Source organism: Chryseobacterium echinoideorum, from assembly GCF_007474535.1.
Lineage (GTDB): Bacteria > Bacteroidota > Bacteroidia > Flavobacteriales > Weeksellaceae > Chryseobacterium > Chryseobacterium echinoideorum.
The window spans coordinates 58,585-73,929 of the sequence record NZ_VKNW01000007.1; the positions used below are offsets into that span (position 1 = coordinate 58,585).

Below are 15,345 nucleotides of genomic sequence, written 5' to 3' on the forward strand. Positions count from 1 at the left end.
GCTTGATTGATATTTTAGATGGCAAATTATGCTTTTGCCATTCTTTCCACTTTTTTTCTTTCTTCTTCAGAAAGCAATTTCTTTCTCATTCTGATGAAGTTTGGAGTTACCTCTATCGCTTCATCACCTTGGATGTATTCCATACATTCTTCCAGAGAGAATAAGATTTTCGGTGCAACACCAGTATCTTTATCTTTACCTGAAGCTCTCATGTTATTCAACTGTTTTGCTTCTACGATATTTACTACCAAATCTCCCGGCTTGTTTTGCTCACCGATGATCATACCTGCATAAATTTCTTCACCCGGATCTACAAAAAACTTACCTCTGTCCTGTAGTTTAGCAATAGAATATTCAGTTGCCGGACCTTGAGTTTTGCTGATCAATACCCCATTGTTTCTTCCCGGAATCGCACCTTTGAAAGGCTTGTATTCTGTGAAACGGTGTGCCATAATAGCCTCACCTGCAGTAGCGGTCAACATCTGAGAACGCAGCCCGATCAAACCTCTTGAAGGAATTTCAAATTCCATGTGCTGCATCTCTCCTTTAGTTTCCATAATATGAAGATCCCCTTTTCTCTGAGTAGCCAGATCAATTACCCTTGAAGCATACTCCTCAGGAACGTCTACCACCAAAGATTCGTAAGGCTCGCATTTTTCACCGTCAATTTCTCTCAGGATAACCTGCGGCTGACCGATCGTCATTTCATACCCTTCTCTTCTCATGGTTTCAATTAAAACGGATAAGTGAAGAATACCTCTACCAAAAACAAGGAATGTATTGGCATCATCTGTCTGCTGAACTCTTAGTGCAAGGTTTTTCTCTAATTCTTTGTGTAATCTTTCTTTCAGGTGGTTAGAAGTAACATATTTACCGTCTTTACCAAAGAAAGGTGAATTGTTGATGGAGAATGTCATGTTAAGGGTAGGCTCATCAATCGCCGTTCTTTCCAATGGTTCAGGATTTTCAAGATCTACGAAAGAATCACCGATCTGGAAAGCATCAAAACCTACTACCGCACAGATGTCTCCTGCCTGCACTTCGGTTACTTTTTTCTTTCCTAAACCTTCAAAAACATACAGTTCCTTTACCTTTCCTTTTACGATTTTTCCGTCTGCCTGTGCAAGACCGATCCATTGAGATTCCTTAAGCTCCCCTCTTGTTACTTTTCCGATCGCAATTCTTCCCAAGAAAGAAGAAAAATCAAGAGAAGTAATCTGCATCTGAAGATTTCCTTCAGAAACTTTTGGTGCAGGAACATATTGTAAAATACCATCTAATAATGGTAAAATATCTTCGGTCTGTTCCAATGAAGTGTTGAACCAACCTTGTTTTGAAGAACCGTAGAATGTTGGGAAATCCAACTGCTCTTCAGTGGCTTCCAAGTTAAAGAACAAATCAAAAACCTGATCATGAACTTCATCCGGACGACAGTTAGGCTTGTCTACTTTGTTGATTACCACCAATGGTCTTAATCCTAATTCCAAAGCTTTCTGCAATACGAATCTTGTCTGAGGCATTGGTCCTTCAAATGCATCTACCAACAAGATTACTCCATCTGCCATTTTCAATACTCTTTCTACTTCCCCACCAAAATCGGCGTGACCGGGAGTATCAATTACATTAATTTTTGTATCTTTATAAGTAACAGAAATATTTTTTGATAAAATGGTAATTCCTCTTTCTCTTTCAAGATCGTTGTTATCCATTATTAATTCTCCACTTTCCTGATTTTCTCTGAAAATGTTTGTAGCATGAATAATCTTATCAACCAAAGTAGTTTTACCGTGGTCAACGTGTGCGATAATCGCAATATTTCTAATGTTTTGCATGAATGATTTTTACGGGTGCGAAATTAGTGATTTTTAATGAATTAAACATCAACAATATCTATTATTTAACAAATTAATAATGAAGACGTTATTCGGAAGAACTAAAAACAAGGAAGATTCTGAGATCTGAAAATAATCGTCCCGATTAAATTTTACAGTCTTACAAAAAAAAGGTTTAAATCTATGGAGACTTAAACCTTTTCTACTTAACTTATAAAATACAATATATTGGATGCTTTTATAAGGTCTGTTCCTGATGTTTTCCTTCTTTTACTTCTTCTACCAGTTTCGCATTAAAGGCAGGCAGATCTTCAGGAGTTCTGCTCGTAACCAGACCGCTGTCTACCACTACTTCGCTGTCTTCCCATTTGGCACCCGCATTTTTCAGATCTTTACTGATAGATTGTACAGAAGTCATGTTACGACCTTCCACAGCATCAGCGTTGATAAGAATCTGAGGTCCATGACAGATTGCTGCGACCGGTTTATGCTGCTTGAAAAAATCTTTAACGAATGATAAAGCTTCCTCATTGGTTCTCAATTGATCCGGGTTGATGACACCACCCGGTAAAACCAGTGCATCATAATCTGATGCCGATGCTTCACTTAATTTTTTATCAACGGAATATTCTTTCCCCCAGTCTTTCCCTGACCATGCTTTAATGCTTCCGCTTTCTGGACTCACAATATGAGCTGTCCATCCCTGCTGTTCCAAATGTTCTTTTGGAGAACTTAGTTCGCTTTCTTCAAATCCGTGTGTTGCCAAAATGGCGATTTTTTTAGACATATTATTAAATTTTTGGTGTTATGTACTAAGAGACTTGAAAAAATAATGCCGTGAACTGAATTGAAATGCTAAAACTTTGTTAAATGAACTGTTAAAATTATTTATTGAGCTTTATTAATGCTTTTATATAATGATCCACCTGAAAACTTTTGAAATTATAAGCTGATATCCCAACAATTGACCATACTGATGAGAATCCTATAAGACTTTTTGTTAAATTTTTAAAAATCTGCTGTAAAGCAATACTGCCACTATTTGCAAAACAATAATAAAACCCGTTTTGAAGATAAACGATTTTTTGGAGATCTTATGTCTGAAAAGGATCATTCCCAGAATAGTTCCTATGGTTCCGCCTAATAAAGTCATCGTTAATAAAGTAGATTCAGGGATTCTTCTCTGACGCTTTACTGCTTTCATTTTATCAAATCCAAATAATCCAAAGCTGATGATACTGATCACAGACACATAATAAATCATAGCTGCAAATATACATAACCTGAACGAGCCAATGTGATTATAAACCATTTGTTGTAATGATGGTTATTTTATCACAACGCAAAAGCTGTTCACAAAGCTCACAAGTATTGTGTTCTTGGTGAAATTTTTAGTGTTTTGTGATTGAAACAATAGTATGATCAATAACGGATATCCAAAATAAAAAAGCTCTGAATAATTTTAAAAAAAGATAAGTACATTTGTTTTTTAACAAACAGCATGACAGTACACGATCTTGCAGGAAACTATTCGATACAGGGAAGCAATCAGGAGGAAAACGGCAGTACGTATCACGGTTTTCTGACTTTAAGGGTAGATGACAACAACCGCATTATTGCGCGATGGACAATCGGGGATCATATTCAGCACGGCACAGGTTTTTACAAAGATCAGATTCTCGTCATTAATTTCAGCTACAAAGGTGATGACCAAAAAATATACAAAGGGATTGCAGTTTACCGCTGCCTCAATGCTGATACTTTAGATGGTTTCTGGTCTGAAAAGCATGGCAATCCTTTGTATTTGGGGAGTGAGTATGCGGTGAGGATTCGTAATAGTGAGTTTTTGAATTGAAAGTTAATTTTAAGAGTGATTCTATCTTGCTCTGTGTAAAAACAAAAGAACTTAATACTACTCGTCTCTTCGAGTTATTTTAAAAAAAGTATCGGGAAGTTTGTTTTAAGGATTGAAGTAAACCATGTCAAGGTTGAGCAGTTCTATGTAATAACCTTGACAAGATTGTTGCTAATTCTAAAAAAGTCATTGTATAATTATTTTTTCTAATATTTATGTTTAAATCTTATTCTTCTTAAAATTCTCCGCCTGCTCCAGCACATTTTTATACACCTCATCCTGCGTAATTGGTGGATAACCGAACTCGTGCAGCTTCACAATAATTTCCATCTTTAGCTGCGCTTTGATGTCATCCCTGTCACTCCAATCCGGAAACTTAGCAGTATCATCTACAATCCTCTTGATTTCTCTGGCAAGTTCCAGCATTTTGTCTTTGTCAAACTCAAAACCGTACTGTTTGCATACCATATCCAGAATATCATAAAACGCTTTTTCTTCATAGTCAATTCCCAGATCTTCAAAGGATGCCATTTCTGTACGCAGTTTTAAAATCAGGTCTAGAATCTGTTCGGAAGTATCAGCCTGAATACCATCGTAATCCAAAATATCCAGTTCGCTACGTTCATTATAACTATTGATGATTTTCTGCAGTCTCTCAGAAAATTCAATACCTTTTACTTTATTGACTTTTTTGAAATCGGAGATTGCCTGTTTCAGCAGTCTTTCAAGAATTTTAATCTTGGTATTTGGTAATTCCAATGCATTGATTTTCTCAAGAAACTTATCATTAAACAGATCAATTGCATTGGCTTTGTTGTCATCCAGTTTAAAGATTTCTTCCACACCCTCAGAAACAATAGCTTCTTCTACCATTTTACTCACTTTAGCATTCATCTGTGCCGTGTCGGGAGCTTCGCCTTTGGTCAGTTTGATAATAATTGATTTAATGGCAAAATAAAAATGAACTTCATCGGTTTCCTTTTCGTTAAAGATTTCTGAACCGCAAGTCAGATTGTAGGCTGCTTTCAGTTTTTTGGTGACATCTACAAAGAAATTTTCAGATTTCTCCGTGTGCAAAACCAATTCAGAAGCCCGGTTTAGGCAATTCAGCTGTTCAATCGGTGAACCTTTAAAATAATCTGTCGTATCGAACTGATAGAAAAACTGTCGCAAAAGTTCAAGTTGATCTTTTACAATAATGACGGCTTTATCAATATCTTCAAAATCATCTGCAGCCGTCGTGTTATTGAATAAGCCCAAAGCATGATTCAGGTTTTTCTTGATGCCAATGTAATCGACAACCAGACCCTTGTCCTTGCCTTCAAACTTTCGGTTCACACGTGAAATCGTCTGAATCAGATTGTGCGTCTGCAATGGCTTGTCGATATAAATTGTATCCAAAAACGGAACATCAAAACCAGTCAGCCACATATCAACCACAACAGCTATTTTGAAATTGGAATGGAATTGTTTAAACTGTCTGTCCAGTTCTTTTCGGTCTTCTTTATTGCCGAGCAGATTCCACAAACTTTCTTCGTCATCTTTGTTTCTGGTCATCACCATTTTGATGCGCTCGATGGGTTTGATTTCTTTCTGCTCCTTTTTGCTCAGGTTTTCCGCAAGACTTTTTTCATTCCATTCTGGTCTTAGTTTAATGATTTCTTTAAAAAGTTTGTAGGCTATTTCTCTTGAGACACACACAAACATTACCTTTCCGGCAACAGTCGCTTTCTCCTCAATCCGTTTTTCATAATGCGTTATGAAATCCTGTGCAATCGCTTCAATTCTTCCAGGGTCACCCAAAATCACCTCCATTCTGGCAATGGCTTTCTGGCTGGTTTCCACATGATATTCCGAAGCACCTTCTGCGACTGCATCCTGATAATATTTTTCAATTTCTATAACCTTGGAATGGTTTAGATTCACTTTCGCAGCACGTCCTTCATATACCAGTCGCACCGTAATTTCATCCACCACTGATTCAAACATCGTGTAAGAATCTACAACCGAACCAAATACATCCAGCGTTTTATCAATCGGTGTTCCTGTAAAACCTACATACGTAGCGTTAGGAAGTGAATCATGCAGGTATTTTGCAAAACCATAGGATTTCTTTACGCCGTTTTCATCAATTTTGACTTTCAAATCCAGATTCACCTGCGAGCGGTGGGCTTCGTCGGAGATACAGATGATATTGGTGCGGTCGCTCAAAATCTCGCTGTCTTCTGCAAATTTCTGAACCGTCGTCAGAAAAACGCCGCCACTTTCCCTGCCCCGCAATCTTGCACGAAGATCGGCTCTGGATTCTATGTTGATAATATTTTCATCGCCAATAAAATCCTTAGCATTGGTAAAATCTCTCGACAGCTGGTCATCCAGATCGGTACGGTCGGAGATAATAATGATGGTCGGACTTGCCAACTGGGTAGAACGCATCAACAGTCTGGAAAGGTAAAGCATCGTATAACTTTTCCCGCAACCTGTTGCTCCAAAGTAAGTTCCGCCTTTTCCATCGCCTTCTGGTTTGCGGTGCTTCTGGATATTATCGAAAAGCTTATTGGCAGCATAATACTGCGGATAACGGCACAGGATCTTTTCTTCTTTTTTAGTCGTATCGGGAAACCAGATGAAGTGATGCAGAATATCACAAAGCCTTTCCCTATTCAGCATTCCGTGAACAATGGAAGTGGCGGTATGAATGCCCGTTAGTGCTTTCTTTTCTTCGCCTGTAATTTTATGCCAACCGTAGAAAAAATCGTAAGGCGCAAACATAGAACCCGCTTTGTTGTTCACGCCGTCGCTGATGATGCAGAACGCATTGTATTTCATCAGTTCCGGAATATCTCTTCGGTAGCGGATGCTCAGTTGTTTGTAAGCATCATAAATCGTAATCTCTTCTTCTATCGTTGTTTTAAACTCAAATATTACCACCGGAATCCCGTTGATATACAGAATCAAATCAGGAATCCGTAATTCTTTTCCCTGAATCTCCAGCTGGTTCACAATCTTAAAGCGATTGGTTTTTATAAGACTGGTTGAATCTATATCGATGTAGCGGATGTGCAAATCTTTTTTAGCAGGATTGTGTCTTTTAAAGATCAGACCGTCTGCCAGGAGTTTCCCAATGTATTTATTGCTGTCATATAGATTGGATGCGGGTTGATACGCCAGTTCATTGATCAATGTTTCCAGTTCTGTCGTTTCTAAATCTGGATAACGCAATAGTAGAAAATCACTCAGATCTTCCCGAATCAAAACCTCCTGATGCGATGCCCGACCTACGTCTTTGCCATTCACGTACTCATAGCCTTCCTCTTTCAGAAGATGGATGAATGATTTTTCTAATTGGGATTCGGTGTATTTCATTGGTTTTCCGTATTTCCTTTTGGTTTTCTAATATCAATTTTTTTTGCTAACTGTTCGAGCAGATCGTTGGATTCTCTTTTTTCATTAATAGTATTTCGAAACCCATCTTTATCAGTTGTCGGCGCCTGCTGATAAATATTTTTAGCGAAATCTGAATTTGAAATCAGAAATTTCACAAAATCGCTATCAGATAAAAATTCATTCTTGATAATTAATCTAAATATATCCTTTTGATTACTTAACAAATCATATTTTAAGAAATATGGTAAAATTAATTTTGCAACTTCTAAATTTAAGGTTATTGAAGAATTTAAAATTTGGTCTCTAATATTTTTTAATGTATTTACAACAGAAAGATCAGCATTGTTTTCGTCATACTTTTTCAGAATCCTCCACCATTGTTTATCAATTGTATTACTAGATTTTAATAATTCAATAAATTTATTTTCATATACATCCAACGATTCCTGAGTTAGACTTTCCAGCTCTAAATATTCAAAATATTTAAAATGAATATCTGATTCATCATCAAAAACAGTTTCATAAGTATCTTTATAAAAATTTTTAAAATCACTATTAAAAACCTCCAAGAAATCTTTTGTTATTTTAAAGTCTAAGTTGGCAATGCAATCTTTAAGAAATTCATCATCTAGTTTATTTACATCAAGATTATTCTTGTTAATTTTCCACTTATTTAATTCGGTAATTAATTCGTTATCATCTATTTTTAAACTTTCTTTTATTTCTTGATATTTGTTTATTAAATCAATAATATTTGCAGTCTTTTTTACAGAAGTTAACGGAAACATTGACAAAATAATCTGCCTAAACAATGGTGCATTTTCAAATGTCTTAGATAATAAAAGTAATTCACCATAAGAGATGTACTGCAAAATTATTTGTGCAATTTTACTAGCTCTTTCTTCATCTTCCGTATTAAGAACATTATTAAAAGTACTTTTGTAGGAGGTACTAAATGTATTTCCTTTAGCGATTCTCATCGCAATTAATTCGTTTATAATTGGTAAATCTGATGATGTATTATTAGCAAAAATAGTGTAAACCTTAACATCTTCTAATAAGTTTTTCAAATCAGAAGTTTCTTTCACAGTTTCTTTTATTTTAATCAAAGTATTATTTGCTAATTCAATATTATTTTGATCTATAAATTTGTTTAGTTCAGTTTTTAGCGATTCTTGATATTGTCTAAATTTTGTCGTTTTAGCAAGTATATCAGTATGCTCTAATTCAAAAATTTCGTCAATTTTTAATTTGGAGAGATACAAATCCAGCTGATAAAAATTTGTCTTTAATTTATACTTTTCATAATCATCACTTTTGTATTCAATTAATTTTATAAAATTACTAGCAGAGATTGTTTTTTCATTTAAAGCAGCATTAATTCTATCTTCACCTAAATCTTTTGAGATATTGTCTATCAAATCTGCATAGTTTTCTATATTAATGTCATCTATTAATGTATAATAATTTGCCAATAATTTAGATAAATAAGTATCATCAGAAATATTTCTCAATAAAGTCACTTGCCAATTTTCAATTTCTAATTTTCTTACAATATCAAGTTTTAATATTTTACTATAAAATAAATCCCACGCCTGACTTATATGTAACTTAGAAAGATTTGTTTCTTTATCTAATTTTGACAATGTTAATATTGGATTTTCTAAAATCTCCAATTCAGTAATCGCAGAATTAAAGATTGAATCAATAAACTCAGATTTGCATATAGTATTAAATTGTTCTACATCATTTTTATTCATTGAATCTTTCAACTCTTGAGTGTATATGAGCTCTATTGCATTTTCTACATCAATATGGTAAACTATTGCAGTTAATTGTTTTGCAAAATCTTTATCGTTGCTATAAAACGATTGTAGACCTTTTAGGTATTCTAGATTCGTAATAGCATCTAGAGGATTTTTTAAAATATCATCCTTTTTTAGAACAAAAATTGCTAGATACCTTTCTTTAAAGCTGTTGTCTAATAATTTAATTGTGAGTATTTCGTTTATAAAAGATATAATTTCTCTTGGTGTTATTCTACGATTTAAGAACTCATAAACTTGAACAACTAATTTTAATTCATCCTCATCATAGTTTGTAAAAGCTTTTTTCCATTGTTCAGTAAAAAATTTTTTCCAGTTAGACATGATTGGCAAAGTGATTCTAAATACAATATCAAAAGTTTTATTTACATAATCATCCCCAAATTTAGTATTCTCTTTTCCATTTAATTCATTAAATGCATTTTGAATGTGCTCTCGATCAAAAGGAATGATAATTTTGATATTTGAATACGATTTTTCTGCAAAAAATATGTGTATTGATGACCATATATTTAGGATATGCTTTTTCGGTAATCTATCAAAGTTATCGAAAACAATTACAACCTTTTTATTAAGATCATCATTAATATCATTCATCCAATTTTGAAAATCTCTGACTGATGGTTGATCTTCAGACACTGTCTCAATCTTAGTTTCTTCTTTTTGCTTATTTGTATAAACCTGAAAAGTTTCCTCTGCGGACAATTTGAAAGAATTCCAAAATCCATTTTTTTGACTCCAATTTCCGATTACATTCCAAATATAAATTCCTACAACTATTATCAAAGGAAATGTAACAAGAACAATTTTCCAAAACCAAGATTCAATTTCTAAGAAATCTTTTATTGAATCTTTAAAAACATTTACAGTAGGAATATAGACAATTGATAATAAACTAAAAATAAACCCAATACTGAGATATGGCTGATTAATAGTTGTTGTTTCCTTTGATTTAGCTAGTAGAACTTTTAATTTATTGTCCCAAATTTTCTTATCCCCTTGTTTAAGTAAGTTTGGTTCATTCTTAATGAACTCTGTTAATTCTACCAATATAGATTTTCTTTGCTCATCTTCTTGATGCCCCCAAACATCATAAACAAAAAATTTATGAGTACTTTCAAGCTTTTTATCAAGTAGTCTTACCAAGTTACTTTTACCAGAACCCCATTCACCATCAATTCCAATAATCTTAAATTCTGGATCATTGATAATTTTCTCACTAATAACTTGTGCTATTTTATCTTGCGATTTATTTTCAAATAAATCTTCACCGAGAGGTTGATTTTTTAGAAACTTTAATGAATTTTGATTTGTAGAATTCTCTGCCATCGTTTTGTGATTATAAGTTTTAATTTTTATCTTAATTAATGCTAAACATTATCAACATCGATCATTAAATCCAACAACATCTCAATTTCTTTTTTAAAAATACTTTTCATTTCCCCATTGATAATAGCTTTCATAGCATCAGATTTCCAACTCTGGTATTTTGGGAATCTATAATAACCAAGTCTGGCATTTCCACCACCTAATCTATTTTTAATTTCTGTCAGAGCAGTAGTATCAACCTGATCATTTTTTGGTGCGATACCGATAATAAAATTTCTTAATCCTCTTGCACTAAACTCTGTGAAAATCTTATAATTCTTCCATTTTGGAACTGAAAAATGAAATCCTGCCCAACTTGTATTGACATAATCACCACGCTCACTCAATAAGTCAATATTTAATTCTTCACATATTTCTTCGAGTTGTTTAAAGAATACAGTGTTTATAATTTCGTTCTGAATGTTGCTAATATTCTCAGCTATGACAAACACAGCATCTAAATTTTGAGGTTGTGAAAGTTGATCTAGTAATGCTTTATCCATGGTTGAAGTTGTGTTTTGATTCGTGAGATTTTTTAGATGATTGCTATATTGAATAAGTGTTTCGCGGACAATAGGCGATCGGACTGCTATTTCGATGCATCGATCCAGCCACTGTAAGATAATTTCGCTATAACTTACTGATAAGTAATCTGATTTACTTAATCCTTCCTGATTAGAGTCATCTCCAAATAGAGTAAGATAAATCAATTTAAAGCGACCTCCGAATTTGTTAGTTCCAAAAGTATGATAACGTGCTAACTGTTGATCTTGTTCTCTTGAGTATATTTTGTTTTCAAGGAGAATAGCATATCCCTCCGCATTGGTTATAAGAATATCCAATCTTCCAAATGTGGTGGAATACTCTCTGGCTACATTAATATCCTGATATGAATATGTATATTCTGGTGGTAATAATTCCAATTTGATGAGCAAAGAGATAAATGCTTCAAAAAATTTGTGTCCTAATTGATGACTTCCATTAGGATCTAGCAACTCTGCTATAATAGAAGAATGCGTATTTTCATAATGATTGACTCCGCAAATGCTAAACATATTAAAAGAGTCTTCAGTATTAGCAACTTCTAATTTGTTGCTTTTTATAGTCCAATTTACTTCTCGGAGAAGCTTTTCAATTCCATCCATAATTAGTTTTCAGGTTTAGTTTTAGTTTTCTTATTTAAGCACTCACTTCCTCCCCAACCGCCAACCGCGACAACAACAAACTTTGTAGTTGTGCGAGTTTTTGGTTTTGTTTTCTAATTTTATTTATTAGTTTGGTTGTAATTTTTACAGTTGAATTGAATGAATCAATTAGATTTAAATCTGGTAACAAAATTGAAAATCCTTCAATATCAGATTTTGTTATTGCTTCTCTAGTAGACCCAGACTGACTAACTCCTAATAGTTGATTCTTTGACTCATTACTAACTAAATTAAGTAGTATATAATGGTTTAGCTTAAAATTCTCTTTGGATCTAATAATCATTACGTGTTGATTAACTCTGGCAGGTAAAATATCTGAAGGAACCATAGTGCATCTTGCAACAGATACTCCTGTAATATTAAATAACACATCATCTTCTTTTATAATCACGTTTGAAAGTTTTTTTGCTTGTGTCTCATCAATAAATGCTAAATCGTCATAAATAAAATTCAAATCATAAACATTCATACTCCGTATTAAAGAAATCCCTTCTTTTCTATAGTTTTCTTTTCCTCCTGAAGGAGTAGAACCACTAGATATTTTTTCACATATTTCCCCTAAAGTCTTTACTTCCCACCCCTCCGGAATCTTCTTCCCAAGCTCTTCATTCCAAACCATTTTACCGCCTGAAGATTTGTACCCTTCGACAAGCTCAGGGTTCGAAGTTGATGGAATAGGAAACTCAAAATCCACAAACCAATGTTTATACAAAGCCTGCGCAGTAGCTTCCAACTTTTCGCAAATCTGCTCATTGACTTTTATTTTGTTGGTTATGCTTTGGTATTGCGCAACAATTTGTCGCTGTTCTTCGATGGATGGAATTGGTAATTCAACTTCACACATATCTGCCCAATCAAAAGTTTCTCTCGTACTACCGTGAGAATGGAATCTAACATATCTGTCAAACTCAGGTCTGGAAAACCACATCATTAAATATTCAGGAAGCAATTCATCAGTATCAATCACTTCAAAAACAACGTAGATTTGAGAAACTAGCGCTTTATCATACTGGTCCGATAAAGCAATGGAAATCTTTTCTCCATTTCTTGAAGTTACAGTTCCATAGGCAAATTGTCTTTTCTTAATGATTTTATAGACAGACATATCCGTACCTATGATATTTGCAATTGAAGGTATCAGCTTTTTAGTAATGCTCACGCCTAAAAGAACTTCTGTTTCCGAATCTCTGTTCCGAACATTAACTTGTTGAATATAATTACCTAATCTCTTATAACTCATAGCCGAGAGTTTTAAAAACATTGGAAACCTCCTCTTTCAATTGGCTTTCCTGCTCAAATAAGTGTTTCAAATCAGTCTGTAAACTTTGCATCTGCTCATCATAATCCAGACTTTCATCACGGTTGACGAATTCAATATATTTACTCGGTACCAAAGAATAGTCTTTTTTACGAATTTCTTCTAAAGTAGCACTGTAAGAATATTCAGGGATATTGTAACCACCCCGTCCTTCGGACACCCCTCCAGTGGAGGGGAATTGTTGCCAATTGTGATAATGAGTCGCTATCGCAGTAATCTCTTCTTCACCAAACTGAATGAATTTCTTTTCAAACGGTTCACCTTTCTGACGCAGATCCATAAACAAAACTTCTCCTTTTCGGTTACGGTAATTTTTTATACCATCGTTCACTTCAAAAGTTCTTTCGTTTTTATTGCGGTTCAGAATCCAAAGCGTCACCGAAATATCGGTAGAATAAAACATTGCTCGCGGTAAAATCACCACCGCTTCCACCAAATCATTTTCAATAATCTGTTTCCGTATTTTATATTCTTCACCACCGCCGCTTAACGCACCGTTTGCCAAAATAAATCCGGCAACCCCATTTTGAGAAAGCTTGGAGATCATATTCAGAATCCACGCATAATTGGCATTGGATTTCGGTGGCACTTCATAGCCTTCCCATCTTGGGTCGGTCGTCAGTTCGTTTTCCGCACGCCAGTCTTTTAAATTAAAAGGTGGGTTTGCCATAATGTAGTCGGCTTTCAGATCTTTGTGCTGGTCGTCGCCAAAAGTATCTGCCGCCTTGTTCCCCAGATTAGAAGAAATCCCACGGATGGCGAGGTTCATCTTGGCGAGTTTATAGGTCGTATTGGTAAGCTCCTGACCGTAGATAGAAACGTCTTTTTTGTTTCCCTTATGCTTTTCAATAAACTTCAGCGACTGTACAAACATACCACCCGAACCACAGGAAGGGTCATAGATTTTCCCTTTGTAAGGCTCTATCATTTCAGCTATGAGGTTGACGATAGACTTTGGCGTATAGAATTCACCTTTTCCTTTTCCTTCTGCAATCGCAAATTTGCTCAAAAAATATTCATATACACGACCAACAATATCGTGAGCTTCGTCTTTCAGCGTATCAATATTGTTGATGGTATCCAGCAAAGCTGAGAACTTAGACTGATCCAGTCCAAGACGTGAAAAATAATTGTCCGGCAAAGCGCCTTCCAGAGATTTGTTGGTACGCTCAATGGTTTTCAGGGCAGAATCTACAATCAATGTAATATTTTCCTGCTTAGCGTTTTCCATAATGAAAGTCCACCGCGATTCTTCAGGAAGGTAAAATACATTTTCCGCCTGATAGAACTCGGGGATATCCAGAAATGCTTCTTTATGTTCATTGATGAGTCCCTGTCTTCGTCGCAAGAATTTGTCATTCGCAAACTTGAGGAAGATCAGACTCAACACCACGTGTTTGTATTCCGAAGGCTCCACAGAACCTCTTAATTTATTGGCAGAATCCCAAAGGATTTCTTCGGTACTTTTTGTTTTTGCAGCTGTTTTCGTTGCCATTAGTTTATTAAAACTCAAATATAACCAAAAAACCAATTCCAACCTTTACGACAAATCGTAAACAATAAAAAAATCACCCTTGCGGGTGAATTCTTTTAAGTTTAAATGATCTGAAGTTGTCCGAGATAGGAACTCGTGGAGGCTGAAGTTTGTTTTTCATTACTGATAAAAGCGTACACTTCCATTGTTTTGCCGTTGCAGTCAGCCGGAAGCGTGATGTTTGTACTGAGATCCGGACGAAATGCCACCGATTCAAAAATCTCAAACCTGCCGAGTTCTTCACCATAACAAACAATATTGATGCTGTCGGTTGCAGAAGCATTTCCCTGTGCTGAATTGTCTTCCCAGTTGAAATTAACCTGATTTCCGGACTGCACTGAAGCGGTCACATTCTGAAAACCGGTAAGGTCGCCTTTCGTGATCAGAATTTTGTTGTACACCAAAGAGGGAACATCTGCCGTTACCTCTACCGCTTCATGAATGGTGTACGAAGTCGCCATATTGACTCTCGATTTAGAACCGCTCCCCGACCCGAAATATTTTGACTGGATATTTTTGAGCGGCTGCAGGAAACTGATCACCAGTTTGAATTTGTTCTGCTGTAAAAGCTGTTTTTCACTCGGTGGTCTGCTGCTGGGTTTGGGTGTGCTTCGGATAATGTCTTGTCCTCGCCAGTTAGCTCCTACGATAGTGCCTACTTTTCCTGAAAATCCTCCAAGGATTCCTTTTGTTATTCTTGCCATTTTTTATGTTTTTAAAAGGTTAGAGAAACGAAGGTAGTACAGAAAATGATGTTTTGGAACTGCCGGAAATGTTTTGGCTGTATTTGTCTTTGGTTGTCTTGTTTTGTCGGGTTAAATAGTGGTATTTTTCGGAAGTGGTTCGGGAATGATGCGGATGCTCTTCGGGAAAAGAATGTTTTTTTCGAAGGAGGATGAGGTAAGATCCTTCGACAAGCTCAGAATGACACGGGATGACTGTACGTGAATTTTACCTGATTTTGTTTTTAAAGTTTTGAGTAAAATTAAGATTTGAGAATATTTTTCGGGTGAAATGGCG

10 protein-coding genes are annotated in these 15,345 nt (G+C 35.2%); 1 reads left to right on the forward strand and 9 read right to left on the reverse strand.

All coding sequences use genetic code 11. From position 1 onward, the window contains the following. Positions 1-26: 26 nt before the first annotated feature. From typA to FOL89_RS10315, 3 genes are all read right to left on the reverse strand, one after another. Complete coding sequence (gene typA / locus FOL89_RS10305; protein ID WP_144282719.1) at positions 27-1,832, reverse strand: translational GTPase TypA; 1,806 nt, start codon at positions 1,830-1,832, stop codon at positions 27-29. A 238-nt stretch (positions 1,833-2,070) separates the two neighbouring features. After that, entirely contained in the window at positions 2,071-2,619 is a 549-nt protein-coding gene (locus tag FOL89_RS10310) for a type 1 glutamine amidotransferase domain-containing protein (RefSeq protein ID WP_144282720.1), read from the reverse strand. 213 nt (positions 2,620-2,832) lie between these two features. Continuing rightward, complete coding sequence (locus tag FOL89_RS10315; protein WP_228444897.1) at positions 2,833-3,144, reverse strand: DUF1294 domain-containing protein; 312 nt, start codon at positions 3,142-3,144, stop codon at positions 2,833-2,835. A 189-nt stretch (positions 3,145-3,333) separates the two neighbouring features. Between FOL89_RS10315 and FOL89_RS10320 the strand changes: the two genes are divergently transcribed. Next, on the forward strand, positions 3,334-3,687 hold the full coding sequence (locus tag FOL89_RS10320; protein ID WP_144282722.1) for a hypothetical protein: 354 nt from the start codon (positions 3,334-3,336) through the stop codon (positions 3,685-3,687). Between the two features lie 219 nt (positions 3,688-3,906). Here the strand turns inward: FOL89_RS10320 and FOL89_RS10325 are convergent, their stop codons facing one another. The 6 genes from FOL89_RS10325 to FOL89_RS10350 form a co-directional block, all read right to left on the reverse strand. After that, complete coding sequence (locus FOL89_RS10325; RefSeq protein ID WP_144282723.1) at positions 3,907-7,053, reverse strand: type I restriction endonuclease subunit R; 3,147 nt, start codon at positions 7,051-7,053, stop codon at positions 3,907-3,909. Then, on the reverse strand, positions 7,050-10,229 hold the full coding sequence (locus FOL89_RS10330) for a P-loop NTPase fold protein (protein WP_144282724.1): 3,180 nt from the start codon (positions 10,227-10,229) through the stop codon (positions 7,050-7,052). The genes FOL89_RS10325 and FOL89_RS10330 overlap by 4 nt, the downstream gene beginning before the upstream one ends. A 41-nt stretch (positions 10,230-10,270) precedes the next feature. Next, entirely contained in the window at positions 10,271-11,413 is a 1,143-nt protein-coding gene (locus FOL89_RS10335) for a PDDEXK-like family protein (RefSeq protein WP_144282725.1), read from the reverse strand. 34 nt (positions 11,414-11,447) lie between these two features. Next, the gene (locus tag FOL89_RS10340) at positions 11,448-12,713 is read right to left on the reverse strand and encodes a restriction endonuclease subunit S (protein WP_144282726.1); all 1,266 of its coding nucleotides are present in this window, start codon (positions 12,711-12,713) and stop codon (positions 11,448-11,450) included. Then, positions 12,703-14,286, reverse strand: coding sequence for a type I restriction-modification system subunit M (locus FOL89_RS10345; protein ID WP_144282727.1), 1,584 nt, complete (start codon positions 14,284-14,286; stop codon positions 12,703-12,705). The genes FOL89_RS10340 and FOL89_RS10345 overlap by 11 nt, the downstream gene beginning before the upstream one ends. A 101-nt stretch (positions 14,287-14,387) precedes the next feature. Continuing rightward, positions 14,388-15,029 carry a DUF6266 family protein gene (locus FOL89_RS10350; protein WP_144282728.1) on the reverse strand — a complete coding sequence of 214 codons (642 nt, stop codon included), beginning with the start codon at positions 15,027-15,029 and terminating at the stop codon, positions 14,388-14,390. Positions 15,030-15,345: the final 316 nt, after the last annotated feature.